This is a genomic window from Undibacterium sp. Ji22W, assembly GCF_049340305.1.
Taxonomy (GTDB): Bacteria; Pseudomonadota; Gammaproteobacteria; order Burkholderiales; family Burkholderiaceae_D; genus Undibacterium.
In genome coordinates this window covers 368530-389246 of record NZ_JBMPOU010000004.1, presented here as the reverse complement: position 1 = coordinate 389246, position 20717 = coordinate 368530, and the positions used below count along the sequence as shown (strand labels likewise).

At 46.5% G+C, this 20717-nt stretch carries 18 protein-coding genes; 12 read left to right on the top strand and 6 right to left on the bottom strand.

Annotated elements, in window-relative coordinates:
• Positions 1 to 103 precede the first annotated feature (103 nt).
• Positions 104 to 1573 carry a cryptochrome/photolyase family protein gene (locus tag ACO0KW_RS19230; protein ID WP_423054977.1) on the bottom strand — a complete coding sequence of 490 codons (1470 nt, stop codon included), beginning with the start codon at positions 1571 to 1573 and terminating at the stop codon, positions 104 to 106.
• 147 nt (positions 1574 to 1720) lie between these two features.
• Here ACO0KW_RS19230 and ACO0KW_RS19225 point away from each other — a divergent pair, with 147 nt between their 5' ends.
• The 5 genes from ACO0KW_RS19225 to ACO0KW_RS19205 all read left to right on the top strand — a co-directional run bounded on the left by ACO0KW_RS19225 (position 1721) and on the right by ACO0KW_RS19205 (position 6047).
• Positions 1721 to 2431, top strand: a complete 711-nt coding sequence (locus ACO0KW_RS19225) for a YqgE/AlgH family protein (protein WP_423054976.1) — start codon at positions 1721 to 1723, stop codon at positions 2429 to 2431.
• Positions 2431 to 2838 (top strand): Holliday junction resolvase RuvX, encoded by a 408-nt coding sequence (gene ruvX / locus ACO0KW_RS19220; RefSeq protein ID WP_423054975.1) that lies wholly within the window; start codon positions 2431 to 2433, stop codon positions 2836 to 2838. The genes ACO0KW_RS19225 and ruvX overlap by 1 nt, the downstream gene beginning before the upstream one ends.
• Positions 2839 to 2914: 76 nt before the next feature.
• The gene (locus ACO0KW_RS19215) at positions 2915 to 3880 is read left to right on the top strand and encodes an aspartate carbamoyltransferase catalytic subunit (RefSeq protein WP_423054998.1); all 966 of its coding nucleotides are present in this window, start codon (positions 2915 to 2917) and stop codon (positions 3878 to 3880) included.
• Between the two features lie 53 nt (positions 3881 to 3933).
• Positions 3934 to 5217, top strand: a complete 1284-nt coding sequence (locus tag ACO0KW_RS19210) for a dihydroorotase (protein WP_423054974.1) — start codon at positions 3934 to 3936, stop codon at positions 5215 to 5217.
• A 95-nt stretch (positions 5218 to 5312) separates the two neighbouring features.
• The gene (locus ACO0KW_RS19205; protein ID WP_423054973.1) at positions 5313 to 6047 is read left to right on the top strand and encodes a lysophospholipid acyltransferase family protein; all 735 of its coding nucleotides are present in this window, start codon (positions 5313 to 5315) and stop codon (positions 6045 to 6047) included.
• 10 nt (positions 6048 to 6057) lie between these two features.
• Here ACO0KW_RS19205 and ACO0KW_RS19200 read toward each other — a convergent pair whose 3' ends face one another.
• The 5 genes from ACO0KW_RS19200 to ACO0KW_RS19180 all read right to left on the bottom strand — a co-directional run bounded on the left by ACO0KW_RS19200 (position 6058) and on the right by ACO0KW_RS19180 (position 11423).
• On the bottom strand, positions 6058 to 6879 hold the full coding sequence (locus ACO0KW_RS19200) for a symmetrical bis(5'-nucleosyl)-tetraphosphatase (protein WP_423054972.1): 822 nt from the start codon (positions 6877 to 6879) through the stop codon (positions 6058 to 6060).
• A 7-nt stretch (positions 6880 to 6886) separates the two neighbouring features.
• On the bottom strand, positions 6887 to 7993 hold the full coding sequence (hemH, locus tag ACO0KW_RS19195; RefSeq protein ID WP_423054971.1) for a ferrochelatase: 1107 nt from the start codon (positions 7991 to 7993) through the stop codon (positions 6887 to 6889).
• Between the two features lie 75 nt (positions 7994 to 8068).
• Complete coding sequence (gene recN / locus ACO0KW_RS19190) at positions 8069 to 9715, bottom strand: DNA repair protein RecN (RefSeq protein ID WP_423054970.1); 1647 nt, start codon at positions 9713 to 9715, stop codon at positions 8069 to 8071.
• A gap of 158 nt (positions 9716 to 9873) precedes the next feature.
• Entirely contained in the window at positions 9874 to 10767 is an 894-nt protein-coding gene (locus tag ACO0KW_RS19185) for an NAD kinase (protein WP_423054969.1), read from the bottom strand.
• Between the two features lie 191 nt (positions 10768 to 10958).
• Positions 10959 to 11423, bottom strand: coding sequence for a GNAT family N-acetyltransferase (locus tag ACO0KW_RS19180; RefSeq protein ID WP_423054968.1), 465 nt, complete (start codon positions 11421 to 11423; stop codon positions 10959 to 10961).
• Between the two features lie 130 nt (positions 11424 to 11553).
• Between ACO0KW_RS19180 and ACO0KW_RS19175 the strand changes: the two genes are divergently transcribed.
• The 7 genes from ACO0KW_RS19175 (at position 11554) to ACO0KW_RS19145 (ending at position 20710) form a co-directional block, all read left to right on the top strand.
• Complete coding sequence (locus tag ACO0KW_RS19175; protein ID WP_423054967.1) at positions 11554 to 12462, top strand: FAD-dependent oxidoreductase; 909 nt, start codon at positions 11554 to 11556, stop codon at positions 12460 to 12462.
• A gap of 143 nt (positions 12463 to 12605) precedes the next feature.
• Positions 12606 to 12782, top strand: a complete 177-nt coding sequence (locus ACO0KW_RS19170) for a hypothetical protein (protein WP_423054966.1) — start codon at positions 12606 to 12608, stop codon at positions 12780 to 12782.
• Positions 12783 to 12854: 72 nt separating this feature from the next.
• The gene (locus tag ACO0KW_RS19165) at positions 12855 to 13544 is read left to right on the top strand and encodes an HAD family hydrolase (protein ID WP_423054965.1); all 690 of its coding nucleotides are present in this window, start codon (positions 12855 to 12857) and stop codon (positions 13542 to 13544) included.
• A gap of 69 nt (positions 13545 to 13613) precedes the next feature.
• Positions 13614 to 14645 (top strand): heat-inducible transcriptional repressor HrcA, encoded by a 1032-nt coding sequence (gene hrcA / locus ACO0KW_RS19160; protein WP_423054964.1) that lies wholly within the window; start codon positions 13614 to 13616, stop codon positions 14643 to 14645.
• Positions 14646 to 14692: 47 nt separating this feature from the next.
• Positions 14693 to 15115, top strand: coding sequence for a response regulator (locus ACO0KW_RS19155; RefSeq protein ID WP_423054963.1), 423 nt, complete (start codon positions 14693 to 14695; stop codon positions 15113 to 15115).
• Positions 15116 to 16196: 1081 nt separating this feature from the next.
• Positions 16197 to 18887 carry a class III lanthionine synthetase LanKC gene (gene lanKC / locus ACO0KW_RS19150; protein ID WP_423054962.1) on the top strand — a complete coding sequence of 897 codons (2691 nt, stop codon included), beginning with the start codon at positions 16197 to 16199 and terminating at the stop codon, positions 18885 to 18887.
• Between the two features lie 68 nt (positions 18888 to 18955).
• Entirely contained in the window at positions 18956 to 20710 is a 1755-nt protein-coding gene (locus ACO0KW_RS19145; RefSeq protein WP_423054961.1) for an ABC transporter ATP-binding protein, read from the top strand.
• Positions 20711 to 20717 lie beyond the last annotated feature (7 nt).

The window sequence follows — 20717 nt, the reverse complement described above, 5'->3', positions numbered from 1 at the left end:
GCAAGTAGTCAAAATTCGAAACGTGAAGCGCACCTGTAGCATTGCACAGCGAGCACCGCAGACCACAAAACCTTCGCGTTATTGCTCGTGCAGTAGGCTCGATTCAACCCACTTTCTTCACTACACTATACCGCTCTAAAGTCTTCAGACGTGCAACATCATGTGCCACAATCGGATAAGGATAATCAACACCTAGTTGTAGACTTGCCGCCGTCAACTCGATGGGGCCCAGCTTCCATGGTGCATGAATTTGCTTGGCATTCAGCTTTGCTAATTGCGGTAAGTAACGACGTATGAATTTACCGTCGCTGTCAAATTTTTCAGACTGCGTAGTTGGATTAAAAATTCGGAAGTAAGGTTGCGCATCGCAGCCGGTGGACGCCGCCCATTGCCAGCCACCATTATTAGCGGATAAGTCAAAATCGTTTAGATTCAGTGCGAAATAGGCCTCGCCCCAGCGCCAGTCGATGCCGAGGTCTTTGACCAAAAAGCTAGCGACAACCATGCGTAAGCGATTATGCATATAGCCAGTTTGGTTCAGCTGCTGCATCGCGGCATCAACCAATGGGTATCCAGTCTTTCCGTCACACCAGGCCTTAAACAACTCGTTCGCCGCACTTCCGCTCTCCCAGTGAATCGCATCGTACTCAGGTTTATATGCCTGCCCGACTACGCGAGGATTATGGTGCAAAATCATGAAGTAGAAGTCGCGCCAAATGAGTTCCGATAACCACACGCTGGCACCGTCTAGAGAACTAGCGATACGGATGTGACGCATCGCTTGACTCACCAGATAACGGATCGAAACAGTGCCAAAACGCAGATGCACGGACAGATAAGATGGCCCTTTAATTGCGGGGAAGTCTCGTGCATTACCATATTGATCGATCCGATTTAAGAACTCCTCTAACAGAGCAGCACCTGCGTTCATGCCGCCTTGCAGTTTCAACTCTTGCTCGCTGAGTTCTTCGAATCCCATGCTGGCTAGGCTAGGTAAAGGAGTTTTAGTATGTGGTGCAAAATGACCCGCATATTTTCTTACGGGATAGGGCTTAAAATAGAAATCCGCCCCTCCTTCGATTTCAGAGGCAAGTTTCTTTAGCCAGGCATTTTTGTAAGGGGTGAATACAGAAAATGGTTTTCCGGCCAGACTTAAGACTTCATCTTTATCAAAAATAACTTGATCTTTACAGTCGATGAAGTCGCAATTAAAACTCCCTAAGTGTTGTTGCACCGACTGGTCGCGTTGTAGTGCGGCCGGCTCATAATCACGATTGACGAAGACTGCATTGATTTCTAACTCGGCTGCCAAACGTGGAATTTCTTCGACAGGATCGCCGTAGAGAACGATCAAGTGCGTGCCTAATTCTTTTAGCTCAGTTCTTAATTCCTGAATGCTTTGATGGATAAACTGCACACGACGATCGCGCTTTGGTAAGCCACGCAAGATGACTTTATCAAAAATAAAGACGCAGTAACAAGAATTGGACTGTTTTAATGCGTGGTATAAAGCGGCATTGTCGAAATGACGCAAGTCGCGGCGGAACCACACTAAACTTTTGGTATAGATCATATTTTCAAATAGCTAATGTTCTGTTGTGATATTCAGATGTTTTCAGTTGAAAGATGCTTGAAATAGCAATGCTTGTAGCAGTTTTTTCAGTAGGGTGTGACCATATCACAGATCATAAAACCGCATTAAAACTGATAAAATACGGGGATGAAGAAGCAAAAAAACATAAATCCCCCAGTTGACGACTTTGATGATGAGGAAATTGAACTCCTCAGCGATGATTTTTCCGAAACTTTAGAACGCGCGCTTAAACGCACTGAATTGACTTCCGCTACCGAAGTCGACGAACAGTCTCTTAATCTCCGTGATCATTTCCTTATCGCGATGCCAGGCATGCTGGATCCGATTTTTGGTGGCACTGTGATCTATATATGCGAGCACAATTCTCGTGGTGCCATGGGGATGGTGATCAACCGTCCTACGGACATGACGATTGCTGAGTTGTTTGATCGCATTGATCTACAACTTGAAATTATTCCTAATTCACATCCATTAGGGCAGCGGCCTGTGCTATTTGGTGGCCCCGTGCAAAGTGATCGCGGATTCGTATTACATGCAAATGCAGGAAAATTTTCATCTTCGCTTAAAGTCAGCGAAGATATTTCTTTTACGACGTCACGCGATATCTTAGAGTCTCTTGCTGCAGGAGAAGCTCCGCAACGTCTATTGCTTAGCATAGGTTATGCGGGGTGGGATGCTGGACAACTAGAGCAAGAAATTTTGGCGAATGGTTGGCTGACGGTGCCTGCGGATTTAAGCGTGATGTTTGACACGCCAGTCGAAGAACGTTTCGACGCGGCGATGAAACTGTTGGGTTTCGATCCCTTGATGTTGGCCACAGTTGCAGGACATGCTTGATGACGAGCCTAGACATGGCCAATATTAGCGGTACGATATTAGCATTTGATTTTGGTTTGAAACGCATCGGTGTTGCGGTTGGAAATACCCTGATTCGACAAGCGCAGCCATTGTCGATCATTAATGCGCCGAGCAATGAAGGAAAATTCGAAATCATCGCACGCTTGATTCAGGAATGGCAACCCGCATTGTGCGTGGTTGGCTTACCGATGCATCAGGATGGCGTAGCGCATGAAATGACGGTGCGTTGCCAACGATTTGCGAATCAATTACATGGACGCTATGGCGTCAAAATTGCCTTGGTGGACGAGCGTTATTCGTCAGCGGTATTGCACGCCAGGCAGGGTGAAAGAATCGACGATCAAGCCGCCGCAGTGATTTTGCAGCAGTATTTTGATCAGACCTGAAATGCTCGTGCGTAACAACTCAGTATCCAACCCCAATACTCGGCTTGAAACTTCTAAAACAATTTGAAGAGTAATGATGAAAAATCCACAGTTAAATAAAAACGGCGAACTGCAACATTTATTAGGTATAGATGGTTTGCCGAAATCGATTATCAATCACATTCTGGATACTGCTTCTTCGTTCGTTAGCATAGGTGAACGTGAACTGAAAAAGGTTCCTTTGATGCATGGTAAGAGTGTGTTTAATCTGTTTTTTGAAAATTCTACCCGTACCCGTACTACTTTCGAAATCGCGGCCAAGCGCCTTTCAGCCGATGTGATCAATTTGAATATCGCCGCCTCTAGTGCAAGCAAAGGTGAATCTTTGCTTGATACGATAGACAATTTAGCGGCGATGCATGCAGATATGTTTGTCGTTCGTCATGCGACTTCTGGTGCACCATTTTTAATCGCACAGCATTTGAACGATACCAAGCAACACCATGTGCACGTTGTGAATGCGGGTGACGGGCGCCATGAACATCCAACTCAAGGTTTGCTGGACATGTACACGATCCGTCACTACAAAAAAGATTTCAGTAATCTGACAGTGGCGATTGTCGGTGACGTTTTGCATAGTCGTGTAGCACGCTCCGACATTCATGCGTTGACTACGCTAGGTGCAGCAGAAGTACGCGTGATCGGCCCACGTACTTTATTGCCGGGCGGTTTGGAGCAAATGGGGGTGCGTGTTTTTACGAACATGAATGAAGGCCTAAAAGGCGTCGATGTGGTCATCATGCTGCGCCTGCAAAATGAACGTATGAATGGTGCCTTATTGCCTTCTACTCAGGAATATTTCAAACAATACGGGTTGACGCCAGAGCGTTTAGCTTTAGCAAAGCCAGAGGCGATCGTCATGCACCCTGGTCCGATGAATCGTGGTGTGGAAATTGATTCAGCGGTTGCCGATGGTCCCCAGGCTGTGATTTTGCCACAGGTGACTTTTGGTATCGCGGTGCGAATGGCAGTGATGAGTATTGTTTCTGGCAGCAATGCCTGAATCCGCAATCCCATCAGCTCAAGTTAAGAATAGAAATTTCGGAAAGAACTTAAATGAACCTTCATATTAAAAACGGCCGTGTGATTGATCCGGCGAGTGGCTTGGATGAAGTTAAAGATGTGTTTGTTAGCGCAGGAAAAATTGCAGCAATTGGACATGTGCCAGCAGATTTCGTCGCAGCGCAAATTATCGATGCCAGCGGATTAGTTGTAACACCAGGCTTAGTCGATTTGAGTGCACGCTTGCGTGAACCTGGGTTTGAATATAAGGCGACTTTGGAATCAGAACTGCAGGCAGCAATGCGTGGTGGAGTGACTAGTTTGGTGTGCCCGCCAGATACCGATCCAGTGTTGGATGAAGCCGGCTTGGTCGAGATGTTAAAGCAAAGAGCCAAGATGCAGCACAAGGCTAATGTCTATCCATTAGGTGCATTGACCGTTGGCCTGCATGGTCAAAACCTGACCGAAATGGCAGCATTGACAGAAGCTGGTTGTGTCGGTTTCTCACAAGCTGAAGAGCCAATCGTCGATACTAATGTTTTGCAGCGCGCGCTGTCTTATGCAGCAACTTTTGGCTACACGGTCTGGCTGCGCCCGCAAGATGCCTTTGTCGGTAAGGGGGGGGTTGCCCATAGTGGCCCCTTGGCGTCGCGTCTTGGATTGTCTGGTGTGCCGGTAATGGCAGAGACCATCGCGATGCATACTTTGTTTGAATTGATGCGTGCGACTGGGGCGAAAGTACATTTGTGCCGGATTTCTTCCGCCGCTGGTTTAGAGCTCATTCGCCAAGCAAAAAAAGAAGGTCTGGCTTTAACGTGTGACGTGGGTATTCATCATGTTCATTTAACCGACACCGACATTGGTTACTTTGATTCAAACGCGCGTTTGACACCGCCATTGCGTAGTCAACGCGATAGAGATGCGATTTTAGCGGCGTTGGCGGATGGCACGATCGATGCAATTTGTTCTGATCACACGCCAGTAGACGATGATGAGAAAGCCTTGCCATTCGCTGAAGCTTCAGCGGGAGCAACCGGCTTGGAATTATTATTGTCGTTGACGGTGAAGTGGGCCGACGACAGCCGTGGTGCGATCAGCTTAGCGCAAGCGATGGCTAAAATCACGCGTGATCCGGCGGCTTTAGTTGGATTGCCTTGTGGTCAGATCAAAGTCGGTGAAGCAGCAGACTTGTGCGTGTTTGATCCGACTACACGCTGGGCTGTACGGGCAGATGCTTTGGTCAGTCAAGGAAAACATACGCCATTCTTAGGCTATGAATTGCCAGCAGTGGTGAAAGCGACGATCGTGCATGGTCGTCTTGCTTACAGCTCTTTGTAATCGTTCTTGCTCTTATCCCTCAAGTTGTACGGCTTGAGGGATTTTTATTGCCCGACTTTCCGTCATTATTTTATTATTTTTTTGTTTGGTGATGCATGCCTAAATTGCGATTTGCCCGTGTACTTTTGCATGTGTTTGCAGGTGTCTTGACTTGCGCGATTGTTTTCCCATTTATCAGCGCTACGAAGCGCGAGGCTTTGGTCAAACGTTGGTCATTACAGCTACTCACTTTATGTAAAGTAAAAGTGAGAATGCTTGACCAAAGTGGTGGGCAAATTCCTGAACACGCTTTAATCATTGCCAATCACGTGTCATGGCTTGATATTTTTGTGATCAACTCTTGGCAAGCTTGTCACTTCGTTGCAAAGGCAGATATCCGCGGTTGGCCAATAGCCGGCTGGCTCAGCGCTCAGGCAGGAACCATCTTCTTGGCACGCGGCAAACAAAGAGAGGTGCGTCGTATCTACGAAGGCTTAGTGCATCAACTTCGGGACAATAAACGCATCGCATTTTTTCCAGAAGGCACCACGGGTGCTCAAGGTGGAATATTGCCGTTTCATCCGAATTTATTTGAAGCTGCGATTGAAGCTCAGGTTCCGGTTTTACCCTTTGCTTTGCGTTACGTGGATGCCAATGGGGGATTACATTCCGCAGCCGACTTTATTGGTGAGATGACGTTTGCAGAAAGTATGAAATTAATTTTACAATCAGAGTCAATGACCGCTGAGTTGACACAACTGCCGATGATTTCAACAGATGGCGAGCACCGCCGAGAAGTTGCGCAAGTTGCCAGAGCGGCAGTGGCGAATGCCTTGGGTGTCAAATTATAGGCGTCAATATCTAAAAAGGAGATTGATGCTGCGGACTATCGACTTGTAGCACCAAACGATCTTCCAAGCGCACTGCTGTTAATTTTCCACCCCAAACACAGCCAGTATCCAGACTAATTAGATTGTCGCGCAGCAGTAATCCTAAAGTTGACCAATGGCCAAAAATCATCACACAATCTTGCGTTTTGCGTGAGGTTAAATCAAACCACGGTAGCAAATGTTCTGGTGCTTTTTCGGTACCTTCTTTTAAATCAAAGTCCATGCCGCCATCCGCATGACAAAAGCGCATACGGGTTAAGCCGTTGATGATACAGCGTAGACGTTCTGCACCTTGCAAATCATTTTGCCACTGCGCTGGCGTGTTGCCATACATCGTCTTGAGTAGGGATACGTAATTGTCACTGCGCAGTTGGTTTTCAACTTCATGTGCGAATTCCAAAGTGGTGGCCTTTGTCCAATTGGCGAAAACGCCTGCGTGAACTAATAAATGCTCGCCGATTTCGATCGCCATTGGTCGGTGACGTAACCAGTTCAATAGTTCGATACAATCATCCGCTGCAAGTATTGCTTCCAGTGTGTCACTGCGATGCGAAGCGCGAGTGTGTTTGGCGACCGCCAATAAATGCAAATCATGATTACCCAAGACCGTGTCGGCACGCGTACCCAGGTTTTTCACTAGACGCAGCGTCTGCAAAGATTGAGGGCCGCGATTCACCAAGTCACCAGCGAATAGTAAACGTGCCTGTGGATCGATCGCGTCGATTTGCGCGATCAGCTCGACTAATTGATCGTAGCAGCCCTGTACGTCACCGATAACAAAAGTATTCTGCATGTTGGATTTATTGCTCTGCACCTAGGCGTTTGGCCTCGGCGCGGCTGATAAGTGCTTGTTGTTTTTCTTGTTCGCGCATACTTGAGGTTACCATGGTCGGCCAGCCTATCAAATGCTGTTCACTGATTTCTGCCAAGGCGCGCAATCCGTCGGGCGATTCATTTAAGCAGGGGATGTAATTGAAAGTTTGACCGCCAGCGGTTAAAAATGCTTGACGCACTTCCATCGCGATTTCTTCTAAGGTTTCTAAACAGTCAGCTAAGAAGCCCGGACAAACAACATCGATACGTTTGATGCCTTGCGTAGCCAAAGCCTGCACGGTTGGTTCGGTGTAAGGCTGCAACCATTCGGCGCGACCTAAGCGTGACTGGAAGGTAACGACATAGTCTTCTTTTGTTAAACCCAACTGTTCGGCCAGCAAGCGTGCTGTTTTGTAGCACTCGCAATGATAAGGATCTCCGCGTAACAAAAAAGCTTTGGGCAAGCCATGAAAACTCATGACCAATTTTTCCGGCTTACCGTTTTTTTCCCATGCATGCAAAATAGAATTTTTTAGCGCTTGTATGTACGCAGGGTGATCATGGTAGTGCTTGATAAAGCGTAGTTCCGGCACATTTCGTGTTTGTTGATAATGCTGCGTGACGGCATCAAAGTTTGATGCCGTGGTGGTAGCGGAGTATTGTGGGTAAGCGGGTAAGATCAAAATGCGCTCATGTCCCTCGGTTTTTAATTGTGCTAACACATCTGGAATCGACGGCGACCCATAACGCATTGCGTGTACTACGTTGACTTCATGTCCACGTTCACCCAGATAGCCTTTGAGTAGCATCGCCTGCGAACGTGTATGAACTAGCAAAGGCGAGCCTTCGTTGGTCCAAATTGCGGCATATTTTTCTGCCGATTTTTTGGAGCGAAAAGGCAGAATGATCAGATTCAAAATCAACCACCAGACCGCACGTGGAATTTCCACCACACGTTGGTCCCACAAGAATTGCTTTAGATACCTTTTAACGGCGCTTGGTGTTGGTGCGTCGGGTGTGCCAAGATTAATCAGGACGACGGCGGTCTTAACGAGTTTTCCGTGCGAATAATCAGGTTCTTTGAGAAATGCCATGGTGTTCCTTCAATCTTCTAAACTTCTAAATTTCTAAATACGTCTTATTATTTGCTTCTTAAAATCGCATCCGGCCTACAAGGCGAGTAACTCACGCGCATGTTTACGTGTGGTGGCCGTAATTTCCAGGCCGCCTAACATGCGGGCGATTTCTTCGACGCGTTGTTTATTGTCAAGCGCATTAATCCGAGAAAAAGTTTTATTATTTTCCTGCGTTTTGCTGACTTCAAAGTGCTGATTGCCTTGACTTGCAACTTGCGGCAAATGGGTTACGCACAATACTTGCCGATCTTGTCCTAATCGTTTCAATAGACGACCAACAACTTCTGCGACACCTCCACCAATACCGCTATCGACTTCGTCAAAAATTAAAGTCGGAGTCGCAGTTGCGCAGGATGTGATGACAGAAATTGCTAAGGAAATTCGGGCTAATTCACCACCCGAAGCGACCTTTGCGAGGGGACGTAGCTGCACGCCGGCATGCCCGGCGACCATAAATTCTATGCTTTCTAATCCAGTTGAACTGGGTTCGCATGTGATCAAATCGATTGCGAAGCGTCCGCCCGCCATGCTCAAATCCTGCATCGCTGTGCTAACCGCCAACCCCAAATCGCGTGCGATAATTTGACGTTTTGTGCTAAGTAATTGGGCGTCTTTCAGATAGATCTGAAATGCTAAGTCTTCTTGTTTTTTGAGAGAGTCGATATCGGATGCGCCGGATAATTGCTCCAGTTGCTGCCGCAAATTTTCTAGCTCTCTGATCAGTCCTTCTGGCTCTACATGAAAACGCCGCGCCGTGCTGTGCAGAGTTTCAACGCGCTGTTCGACCTGTCGTAATCGCGCTGGATCAAGTTCTACTCTGCCCAAATAATCATTTAAGGCATAAGCACATTCTTGCAAATTAATGCGAGCGGATTCTAGCGATTCGATAATCGGCTTGAGCTTGCTATCGAATTCTTCCAACCGGCCCAATTTTTGCAAGAGTGCTGACACTTGTGACAATACAGGATGGTCTGATTCCGAAATCACATCCGCCGCTTCTTGCGCGCCTTCTAATAAACTCGCGGCATGTGCTAAGCGGCTGTGCTCTTGGGTAATCTCGTCCCATTCGCCTTTTTTGAGTTGCAATTTATCGAGTTCACCAACTTGCCATTCCAGACGCTGACGTTCTTGTAAAATGTTTTTGGCATTTTGTTCGAATTCTTCTCGTTGTTTTGCCAGACCACGCCAATGCTTGTAGTGACGGCTAACCTCGTGCGTAAGCGTTTGCAAACCGCCTTGCATATCTAATAAATTACGCTGCGCCTCATTTTTTAATAGAGATTGATGAGCATGTTGACCATGGATATCGACTAAAAATTCACCCAGCTCACGGAGTTGCGCAGCGGTGGCGTTAACGCCGTTGATATAGGCTTTAGAGCGTCCAGCGTTATCAATTACCCGACGGATTAAGAGTTGCTCGTCCTCGGAACTAAAGTCGTGCTCAACCAACCAGTCCGTCGTAGCAGGATTGCAGGAAAACTCAGCGGAAATATCGGCCTTTTGTGCTCCTTCCCTGACCATGCTAGCGTCACCGCGCCCGCCCAAAGTTAATGCAAGCGCATCGATTAGGATTGATTTCCCGGCACCGGTTTCACCGGTAAACACGGTAAAGCCAGCAGAGAATTCCAGTTCTATCGCATCAACGATAACAAAATCACGAATAGCAAGCGTACGCAGCATAGGTTTTGATCTGTCTATAAGTACAAAGAGAAGTGCAGTAAGTTGAATCGAGGCCAGAGCCTTGGAGTGCGTATTTTACCTCAGGGCATAGCGCTGAGCATGACAAAATACTGTATTAATTCACAGGCTTTTGCGGGACAAAAACAATTGAAGTTACACTAATTGAGCGCACCTTCCACTGATGGGTACTCATTCCAGTGGAGTTTTTCACGTAGGGTATGGTAGTAGTTCCAGCCTTCTGGATGTAGGAAAGTGATGTGATGGGTCGAGCGGCTGATGATAATTTTGTCTTTGTGATTCAGGTTGGCAAATGATTGCATATCAAAATTCACACTGGCATCGCGCCCAGCAACGATTTCAACGCTGATGACGCTGGTTTCGGGTAAGACAATCGGACGGTTTGACAATGCATGTGGGGCAATTGGTACCATGGCGATTCCACCGAGGCTAGGATGTAATAAAGGTCCGCCAGCTGATAACGCATAAGCGGTGGAGCCAGTTGGTGTCGAGACGATCAAGCCATCAGAGCGCTGGTTATACATAAAATGCTGATCCACTTCGACCCGCAATTCAATCATGCCCGACCCTGCGCCACGTGATAGTACGATGTCGTTAAAAGCGACCCCGCTGAAAATTTGTTCACCCTCCCTTACCACGATGGCTTCCAACATGCAGCGTTGCTCAGCGATATGATTGCCATCCAAAATTTTCGTTACCGACGGAATCATCTGGTCGCGCGGAATGTCCGTGATGAACCCCAGGCGGCCTTGATTGATGCCAATCAGAGGAACATCGTAAGGCGCTAATTGGCGAGCTATGCCAAGCATAGTGCCATCGCCACCAAGTACGATCGCCACATCTGCAGTACGTCCAATGTCAGTAACCGATAAAGCCGGAAAATGGTTAAGTGCTAAATTTTGTGCGGAGTCGATATCGAAGACGACCATGTGGCCCGCGTCAGCTAAGGAACTTGCCAACTCACTCAAAGATTCACCCATGCCAAGTGCATTATATTTGCCGATCAAAGCGATGGTTTTGGGTGTCGTTATCATAGAAGGGACGCAGGGGTTCGAAGAAGGCTTTAGATTACACTATTCTTAGTCAATTGGATGTGTCGGCAATACGAAAGTCTTGGCTTTGTTGCAGACGTCCTTAAATGCGCACGGAAAGGTTTGAAGCGCATACCAAGCTTGTCAATAATCGACTGCCGTCGTGAGTTGCCGATATGAGATTTCACTCTTCGCTAGGTAGTCTTTACATTTTGCAGGTCAAGAAAATAATAAAACTCGGAATTCTTTTGATATCCCAACGATTCATACAAGGCTTGTCCTTTGAAATTGTCGTGCCCAGTTTCTAAGAATAAGCCTTTTGCGCTAGTATCAATTGCAAATGCGCGAACACAGTTCATCAATTTTCTGGCAACGCCGTTACGTCTCGCAGATTCAGCAACGAATAGATCATTGAGTATCCATAGTCTTTTGGCAGAAACGGACGAAAAACTAGGGTAGAGCTGGATAAATCCCAATCCACAACCCTGGATGTCAGAGGCAAAAAAAATCACCGACTCATTGTTTTGCAGACGATCGGTTAGAAAGCGATTCGCTAAGTTTAAGTCGCTGCTTTGCTGGTAAAACACGCGGTATGCGTCGAACAACGGGGCAATAATGGGGAGTTCATTTAAGGTGGCTCGATGAATATGAATAGTCATGTGAAACTCTTTTGAATGTGAAGATAGCGACGGATTTACTACTTTGCAGAGTCCGAATATCGTCTGGCGCTGGCCTATCAGTAGTCTATAAAATCGTATAATTAAAATGATTTAAATTCACCATTTTCTTATGACGCATATTGCTATTGCTGGCGCAGGTATCGCTGGACTTGCTGCCGCTATTTTACTCACACGCCAGGGATATCGGGTGACAGTCTTCGAACACGTGGCCGATCCGACACCGGTAGGTGCTGGACTTCTATTGCAGCCCAGCGGGCAAATGATGTTGCAAAATTTAGGCCTGTTAGAAATGGTTCGAGATAAAGCGGCGATCGTGCATAGCCTCGAAGGCTACTCTGGCTCTTGGAAAACTTTGGATTTACATTATGCATCGGTGCAACAAGATTGGCATGGGCTGGGAATACATCGTGCATCGCTACACCAAATTTTGTGGGACTGCGCACGTAATTCCGGTGTGACTATTCACCTCGGAAACGGTATCGCCGATTTTATTCAAGATCATCAACAAGTCGTGGTGCAGCACAGACAAGGCGAGTTAGGCGTAGATGGTTTAATTATCGCCAATGGCACACGTTCACAGTTACGTGAGAGACTCGATATCAAACAAATTCATCGACCATATCCTTGGGGCGCCTTTTGGACTGTGTTGGACAAAGATGATTGGCCATTCCCGCATATTCTAATGCAGCGATATCGTGGTGCGCGGATCATGCTCGGAATTTTGCCAACAGGGATCAATCCATCGACTAAAAGAACTTGCTATTCCTTATTTTGGAGTCTACCCAAAACCGCGTTTTCTGAATATCAACATGCCGGACTGGAAGAATTAATAGCGCGCGTACGAGCGGTCTGGCCTGAAGTAGCCGACTGGTTGTCCGGTACGCCAACTACATCGATTTCGATTGCCGAATATGCGGATGTCCGGTTAGCGTCCTACCACCAACAAAATGTAGTGGTATTGGGTGATGCAGCTCATGCCATGAGTCCGCAATTAGGGCAGGGGGCAAATATGCCTTAATTGATGCGACTGTCTTGGCGCAGTGTTTAGGATCATCCACTGATAAAGGCGATGCCTCCAAGGGAGAATCAATTCGTACGAGTATCGAACAGGCTTTTGCTCGATACTCGCAGCGACGATGCAAACACATCGCGTATTATCAAATGGCTAGCCGTATTATGACACCACTGTATCAATCCCATTACCCTGTGGGTTGGATACGCGATATCGGAACTGTGGCTGGGCGTTATTTACCGGCTGTCTATCGGCAATACATGCTGACCCTGTGCGGTGCGAAGCAATCTACTTGGGACATGCAGGCGGCGAACGCTAATTTGTAATGTATCTTGGTAAGTCTGGCGCAATTTTCGATTACACTGCAAAACCTCTCGCCTCCGTTCTACGACTTCGAAATGAAAATCAAAGCACTAATTTTTGATCTTGATGATACTTTGTGGCCAGTCGTGCCAGTGATTCATTCCGCAGAGAGCACTTTGCATGACTGGATCGCGACGCAAGTTCCATCCGTTGCTAGCGCATATTCTATTGAAGCGCTGCGTGAGCGCCGTCAGGCCTTGGTGGCGACTGAACCACGTTTTAGTTACGATTTGTGGGCTTTGCGTCATACATTGTTGCAACAAGTATTTGTCGAGCATGGCGCGGCGCCGGGAATGGCGGATGAGGCGATGCAAGTGTTCGCGAATGCGCGGAATCAAGTTACATTTTTTGCCGACGTTATGCCCGCGCTTGATGTATTGAAGGAGCGGTATATATTAGGATCGATCTCAAATGGTTTTGCGGATATCGAGAAGATAGGATTGGGTGAACACTTTTCTATATCGCTCGCTGCGCACACATTTGGCTGTGCCAAGCCCGACCCGAGAATATTTTTGGCGATGCTGCAACACTTGAAATTACAACCAGCGGAAGTCATGTATGCCGGCGATGATTTACATCTCGATGTTGGTGGGGCACAGCGAGTTGGTATGGCGACGGCTTGGATCAACCGACGTGGTACCGTGCTTACCGAAGCGACCTACGCGGGACCTAAACCAGATTTAATTGTAAAAGACTTACAAGAACTGTTGTGCGAACTCAAATAACAGTGCAACTGATTGCTCGCGCGCGACAAAAACGATGCGTTTCTGCTTCGGCTAGCCTAAAATAAAACCATGCAACTCGATAATCGCGCCCAAACACTATTAAAAGCCCTGGTAGAACGGTATATTGCCGACGGCCAGCCAGTCGGTTCACGTGAACTGTCCAAAATTTCTGGTTTGGAATTGTCTCCAGCGACAATTCGCAATGTCATGTCTGATCTGGAGGAAATGGGCTTTGTTACCAGCCCACATACTTCGTCTGGGAGGATCCCTACACCACGCGGTTACCGCGTCTTTGTTGATCAATTGTTGACAGTGCAAGAACTGGATGAATCTGTACTCGAATCTGTGTTAGGAACGCGATTACAATCTTCAATTATCGCGGGGTCGCCGCAAAAAATTATCGCAAACGCAGCGCAAGTTCTTTCGTCGCTATCGCAGTTTGCCGGTGTGGTCATGACCGCCCGTCAAGAGTCGATTTTTAAACAAGTTGAATTCTTGCGCTTGTCAGAAAAACGCATATTGTTGGTCGTCGTGGCGCCAAATGACGAAGTACACAATCGACTTTTACTCACGGATGTGGATTACACGCCCACTCAATTGATCCAAGCCGCCAATTATTTGAATCAACATTTTGGCGGGCAAAGTTTTGATCAGGCGCGCATGAATATCAATCGAGAATTACGTGAATTGCAAAGTGACATGAATCGCTTGATGCAAACTGCATTGCAAGCTGGCAGTGAGGCAATGGCGGAAAACACCGAAGATATGGTGATTTCGGGAGAGAGGAATTTGCTCAATGTCAGCGATTTGTCGTCGAATATGAGTTCTTTGAGACGATTATTTGATCTATTTGAGCAAAAAAGTGGTTTAATGCAGTTATTGGATGTCTCTAGCAACGCATCCGGTGTGAGAATTTTTATCGGTGGAGAATCACAACTCGTTCCCATGGAGGAGATGAGTGTAGTCACTGCCCCGTATGAAGTGAATGGCAAAATTGTTGGTACTTTGGGCGTCATTGGACCAACACGAATGGCGTATGAGCGCGTAATTCCCATAGTGGATATCACGGCGAAATTATTGTCGAATGCGTTGAACCACTAGTTGCCCGTCACACATCCGGTTTATTTAACACATTTGAAAATTAGAAAATGGCTGACAATAAAGATATTTCGGTATTGATCGTTGATGACAATGATGTAACGCGAGAAACGTTGCGAGTGATCTTACGTCATGATGGTTATAACGTCGTGGGTGAAGCACTCGATGGAGATAGTGCATTAGAAATGGCAACCCGCCTGAAACCTGACATCATCTTGCTCGATGTGATTATGCCTAAGGTGAATGGAATCGAAGCCTTGAAGAGCATACGGATGGTAATGAAAGATGTTTTTGTGTTAATGGTGACGTCGAATACTGATCAGGATATCGTGGCAGAAGCTGTAAAGAGTGGTATTAGTGGTTATATTATTAAGCCATTTAACGCAAAAAAAGTACTCGATACCGTACAAAATGTTGTTGCTAAAGTTCGCACGAACCGTAAAGCAAGAGCTGCGGGTGCTGCCTCGCAGTGAGTCTTTCGTCTTGCATGTAACAGCAAAAAATTGACAAATGTATTTAGTTGTCGTGTAAGTAGACAGTCTGTACCGCAGCAGCTTCAACATTATTTGACGTCGGCTCAATCGATGTGAGTGCAGTTTTATATCGCGCCAAAGAATTTTCAACATTGGCCAAGCAAACTTTCACGTAATTCTAAACAGCCATTTCTCAATTTTCTCGTCAAAGAAACTTCTATCCCGCAGACCCACTTCAGTCGAGCTTATAAAGCACATTGATGAATTTTTTCCGACCCTGTGTCTGTACTGCGGAGAAATGCCCTTCAGTTCCGCAATCCCGTGAGTGACCAACAAGCAGAAAAATACTTGAACATTTGGGCGATATCTTTTCCCCCCACCCAAAATCAATCTGGGTCACGTCCTGCTGCACAATTGAATTCGTGAGTTGATTTACGGGAAAAGACCATGACTTTAGCTCGCCTAGTGAGTGCTTCTTACTTCTACCTACGAAATACTAAGTAAACAGCATCTATCTGACCAATAAGTAGTGACTGCACGAGGGGTAAAGCCGTAACAAGCTACTTTCCTCACTTAATGCCGGCAGTCTTGGCACACGCAGATACTCAATCTTCACTCTTCACTCTTGCATGACCTGGCTACGTTTCCCCCTTCAAGAGGATAGGCGTGTCAACCCATAGATTCTACTAGTTACCGCGTTCGCGACTCTCACATAGACTTTATCTGTCGGCATACATAACGTTGCGACAAACGCAGTAAAGCCATGGCACTCGTCATGGTTAAACTTACATTTTTAAGGAAAACAATATGAACCGTATTTTGAACTTGCAAAGCATGATTTCTGTTGCCCCACAACAGCCACAACCAAATAGCACAAGCAGCAATAGTGCATGCCAATGCTCAACCCACAGCAATCTGTTGTGCTTCATGGATGACAGTTTAGTCGCGTTGTAATCCGGCATTGCCTTGGTGGAGTATTAAGTACTTCACCAAGGTCAGCATGAAATGTGTGATTACTTATTAATCTATGATTTTCGATGAAACCTAAATACGCCTGTGAAATGGCATAAAAGAGAAAAAAATGTCAGAACTATTAATTGATGATAAGTTTTTATATGTACTTGCCGGTAAAGATCATTATGAAACGCTAACGAGATATTCAGCCATCCTTGAGGACTTCTGTGTCGGTTTGAAACGACGCATGCCAAGTGACTGGACCTTACATCGGAGCGAATGTTGGATGCACTGTACTGGACCGGAAGCAATTTTCCCCGATCAGGGTTGGAAAATTCATTTATCTGCAACCCCAGCTCATGCCCCGGCGATTCTGGTAACGGCCGCGACCATACTTTTCGAAGCGGGCGTACCTTTTAAATTCATTGCGGACAGAAATCTGTTAAGCCAGTCAATCGGAAAACGATGGCCACGTGGAGGTGCGGGTAAGTTCATGGCGATCTATCCCAAGGATGACCAACAATGCGCGGAGTTACTAGAAAAATTACATCAAGCGACCTTAGGATTTAATGGTCCATATATACTTTCTGACCGCCGCTATCAAGATAGCCGGATTGTCTTCTATCGTTATGGCGGACTACACAAAACACAGCGTTTAGCGCCAGACGGAACAAAGCAAATGGTCATTACTGATCAAGATGGTCAGTATATTCCTGACGATCGCGATCCGTTCTTTCACTTGCCACCCGGCGTTGAAGATCCATTTGTGACAGAAACGCCAAACGAAGACGAAGCAGCGGCAGGAACGCTGAAAGGCGGCCGCTACCAAATTGAATCCGTTATTCAATTTAGTAATTCTGGCGGTGTTTATTTGGCGTTTGATCATGTTTTGGGAATCAAAGTCGTCATTAAAGAGGCTCGTCCATTTACGAATATTTCGACCAGAGGATTAGACGCCGTCGCGCTACTCAAAAAAGAACATCGCGTCTTGTCATGTCTTGCCGATACTGACATTGGCCCCAAAGCCATTGACTTCTTCTTTGACTGGGAACATGCCTATCTGGTCGAAGAATATTTAGAAAAGGCAGTAGGCTTTCGCGAATATATGGGGGACATCTCCTTATCGTTGCGGACTCGTCCTACTCAACAAGATTCTCAACTTTTTATTGAACGTTATTGTCGTCTCGTGAGTAAATTGGCTAGCGTTATTCGGGAATTACACAAGCGCCACATCGTTTTCGGCGACGTATCGATGGCAAACGTGATGATCACAAAGTTGCCTGCCGACGATGATATCCTAGTCCAACTGATCGACTTTGAAGGATCGCATGAATCCAATGTCGACTTGGCGGCGCACTTGTTTACGCCTGGATATTCGTCACAGGAATTTATGGATCGTGGCGTCACAAGTGCAGATGATGATCTGTATGGTCTGGGTTCGCTCATGCTTGCCGGATTGTTCCCAATGAACACCTTATTATCGTTGGATCGAGGAGCGCATATTCGGTTCCTAGAGGGTATGTCGCAGGACTTCGGTTTGCCATTACAGATACGCAAGACAATAGAAGGACTGTTGTCAAAACGAGAGTTGAGACCAACGTTAGACCAAGTCATTGAGGTATTGACGACCCCTTATGTAATGCCTGTGCCGCATATTGGTAGTCAGGAATTCTCATCGCTTGATGCGCACCAATATCTCAGTGACATTATGCGATACGTCGATTCGACCGCCGATTACACAAGGTCTGATCGATTATTTCCTGCGGATCCTGAAGTCTTTGCTTCAAATCCTTTGAGTTTGTCACATGGTGCCTGTGGCGTGGCACTCGTGCAAAAGAGGGTGCGGGGAACAGTATCACCAGAAGTACTCGATTGGATAAAACAATTTCCGTTGCGACGGGATGCACTATCCCCGGGGCTTTACAGTGGACTTAGTGGTATTGCCTGGTTCTGGCTTGATATGGGTGAAGATGAACGCGCCAAAGAAGCGCTTGCTGTGGCGGATCAGCACCCTTATCTCGCCCAATCGGCAGACATGTTTCATGGTTTGGCTGGGTGGGGAATGACTCAACTTCGCTTCTTTAAACATTTTGGTGATCACTCTTATTTGGATGCGGCAATTGATGCTGGAGAGCAATTGTTATTGTCGCGCGAGGTGGAAACTGAGGGTCAATGTTTCTGGCGCACACCACAAGGTTTAACAGCGGGATTTGGTCACGGCTCCGCTGGAATCTGTACTTTTCTTCTGTATTTGTATTTGGCCACAGAGAACAGTAAATTTTTGAAAGCTGGGGAAGAAGGTTTAGCTTGGGTGATGAACCAAGGAATAACAAACGAAGATGGAGGGCTCACTTGGATAGCACGAGAATCCTCGCCATCAGTAACACCCTATCTCCGTTGGGGAAGCTCAGGTATTGGTCGAGCATTTCTAAGATATTGGTATGTTACCGGCGATGAAAAGTATGCCGAACTGATCGATAAGGTCATGATCGATGCTGATCGGAAATACACAATTTTTCCGGGCTATTTTTTTGGATTAGCGGGTATTGGCGAGTTTTTCTTGGATCTGGCGCGCTTTGATCGTTGGCGGGATTCGGCACTTACCAGTCTTACTAGAATATTTTCGGGTTGTTCCCTGTATGCGTTACACCGTGAACAAGGCATCGCCTTTCCAGGGGAATCATTAATGCGCATCAGTTGCGACTTGGGAACTGGCGGCGCCGGTATTGCGATGGTGTTACATCGTTACTTGACCCGTTGTGGTGCGAGCTTAATGCTTGACGATCTGTTACCCGGGTGGGCTAAGGAAGATCGATAAGTAAATACAACGGATAGTTTTACCCACTAAAACTATTCGTTCGATTAATTTAAAAAGTAAACCATAGCATGCCGCAATTTTCTGGAACGACGATGAACATCAATGCCACCAATGCCACAGAGGTACCAAGCCTTTCCTCAACATTTAGAAATGTGTTGCCATTTGCCAAGCGATACGCTTGGCGTATATCAATTAGCCTCGCATTTATGGTGGCCGCTGGCGCAGTTCAACTGGCATTGCCGTTGGGTGTGCGTCAATTGTTTGATCACATGCTCAGCCCAAACGATTCTTCGAAACTGAACATACTTGCCGCAACGCTTATTGGTGTTTTTATCCTTCGATCTGTCATCGGTTTCATTGGGCAATATATTCTTCAAGTCACCGGTGACCGAATTACCAACGAAATTCGCGTTCGCTTGCTTCGGCACTATCAAAATCTCCCACTCGACTATCACCACAAGCATCGAATTGGTGATTTCACATCTCGCTTGTATAGCGATGCATCAGAGGTGAGAAATATTGTGACGAATTTTGCTGTCTCTGGGACAGTGAATGTAGTGCAGCTGGTGGCGACCAGTGTCGTGATGATGTGCATGAACTGGCAACTTGGCTTAATCGTACTAGCCTTGGGCCCTCTTACTACAATTGTGGCAAAATTTTTTAGCGCATACTTCAAACAACTCGCACAGCAAATGAAGAATGCACTGGCAAATGCGATGTCATTTGCACAGGAATTAATTTCAGGGACTCATGTCGTTAGAATTTTCTCGGCCGATGGCAAGCAGATTTCTCGTTTCGAAAAAATGATTGATGACTACCAACACTTATGTGATAGATCAAGACGGATTGACGCAGCGTACATCTCCATCGTCACATTTCTCACGGTGATTTCAACCATTGCGCTATTTTGGTTTGGGGGAATTCAGGTTCAATCGGGAAGTATGACGGTCGGTTCCTTGGTAGCATTTTTCTTATATTCACAAAATGTGAATCAGGGAATTTCAACCTTGGCACAATTATTTTCTTCACTTAGTCAATCGGTAGGCGCATCTGCAAAAGTATTTGAACTGTTAAGTGAGGCAACGGAAGAGGACGACGCAACTATGCGACAAACTTTCAATGCGAATGAAGCCACCATTGAATTTTGTAATGTCAATTTTCAATACCATGACGCTATACCCATACTCGAGAACATTTCATTTTGCATTCGTCCAGGTCAAACCTTGGCAATACTTGGTCCAAGCGGTATTGGCAAGTCTTCACTACTTGGGCTCCTACCAAGGTTTTACGAACCGACGTCGGGTAAAATTCTGCTGAATGGCATAGACATTTCTCAGTATTCGTTAGAGTCACTGCGAAATCATATCTCGATGGTATCGCAAGACATATTTCTGTTTTCAGCATCAGTGCGTGAGAATATCCGTTTCGGTCATCCAGATGCGACTGATGAGGAAGTAGAAAAAGCGGCTAAAAGTGCAAGTGCACATGAATTCATCAAGGGTCTCAAAAACGGGTATAACACTGAAGTCGGCGAGCGCGGAGTTCAACTCAGTGGCGGGCAACGACAACGCATTGCAATTGCCCGTGCACTCTTGCGAGACGCGCCAATTCTGATACTCGACGAAGCGACTTCGGCGGTTGACAGCAATACCGACTCACAGATTCATGAAGCACTTCTTCGCCTGACAAAAAATCGAACCACTTTCGTCGTTGCGCATCGCTCATCAACTATTGAGAACGCAGATGAAGTAATTCACCTCGATAAGCGCAGTTCAACTGTCACGAACAAAGAAATCCGTAGTGCCAAGCTTAAGTTGGCTTAGCCTTAAT

Excerpts from the sequence above, each read along its gene's own strand:
- ACO0KW_RS19155 (WP_423054963.1), top strand. The coding sequence starts at position 14,693 with ATGGCTGACAATAAAGATATTTCGGTATTGATCGTTGATGACAATGAT.
- ACO0KW_RS19205 (WP_423054973.1), top strand. The coding sequence starts at position 5,313 with ATGCCTAAATTGCGATTTGCCCGTGTACTTTTGCATGTGTTTGCAGGT.
- ACO0KW_RS19230 (WP_423054977.1), bottom strand. The coding sequence starts at position 1,573 with ATGATCTATACCAAAAGTTTAGTGTGGTTCCGCCGCGACTTGCGTCAT.
- hrcA (WP_423054964.1), top strand. The coding sequence starts at position 13,614 with ATGCAACTCGATAATCGCGCCCAAACACTATTAAAAGCCCTGGTAGAA.
- ACO0KW_RS19145 (WP_423054961.1), top strand. The coding sequence starts at position 18,956 with ATGCCGCAATTTTCTGGAACGACGATGAACATCAATGCCACCAATGCC.
- ACO0KW_RS19170 (WP_423054966.1), top strand. The coding sequence starts at position 12,606 with ATGGCTAGCCGTATTATGACACCACTGTATCAATCCCATTACCCTGTG.
- ruvX (WP_423054975.1), top strand. The coding sequence starts at position 2,431 with ATGACGAGCCTAGACATGGCCAATATTAGCGGTACGATATTAGCATTT.
- hemH (WP_423054971.1), bottom strand. The coding sequence starts at position 7,993 with ATGGCATTTCTCAAAGAACCTGATTATTCGCACGGAAAACTCGTTAAG.
- ACO0KW_RS19200 (WP_423054972.1), bottom strand. The coding sequence starts at position 6,879 with ATGCAGAATACTTTTGTTATCGGTGACGTACAGGGCTGCTACGATCAA.
- ACO0KW_RS19180 (WP_423054968.1), bottom strand. The coding sequence starts at position 11,423 with ATGACTATTCATATTCATCGAGCCACCTTAAATGAACTCCCCATTATT.
- lanKC (WP_423054962.1), top strand. The coding sequence starts at position 16,197 with ATGTCAGAACTATTAATTGATGATAAGTTTTTATATGTACTTGCCGGT.
- ACO0KW_RS19225 (WP_423054976.1), top strand. The coding sequence starts at position 1,721 with ATGAAGAAGCAAAAAAACATAAATCCCCCAGTTGACGACTTTGATGAT.
- ACO0KW_RS19215 (WP_423054998.1), top strand. The coding sequence starts at position 2,915 with ATGAAAAATCCACAGTTAAATAAAAACGGCGAACTGCAACATTTATTA.
- ACO0KW_RS19165 (WP_423054965.1), top strand. The coding sequence starts at position 12,855 with ATGAAAATCAAAGCACTAATTTTTGATCTTGATGATACTTTGTGGCCA.
- recN (WP_423054970.1), bottom strand. The coding sequence starts at position 9,715 with ATGCTGCGTACGCTTGCTATTCGTGATTTTGTTATCGTTGATGCGATA.
- ACO0KW_RS19185 (WP_423054969.1), bottom strand. The coding sequence starts at position 10,767 with ATGATAACGACACCCAAAACCATCGCTTTGATCGGCAAATATAATGCA.
- ACO0KW_RS19175 (WP_423054967.1), top strand. The coding sequence starts at position 11,554 with ATGACGCATATTGCTATTGCTGGCGCAGGTATCGCTGGACTTGCTGCC.
- ACO0KW_RS19210 (WP_423054974.1), top strand. The coding sequence starts at position 3,934 with ATGAACCTTCATATTAAAAACGGCCGTGTGATTGATCCGGCGAGTGGC.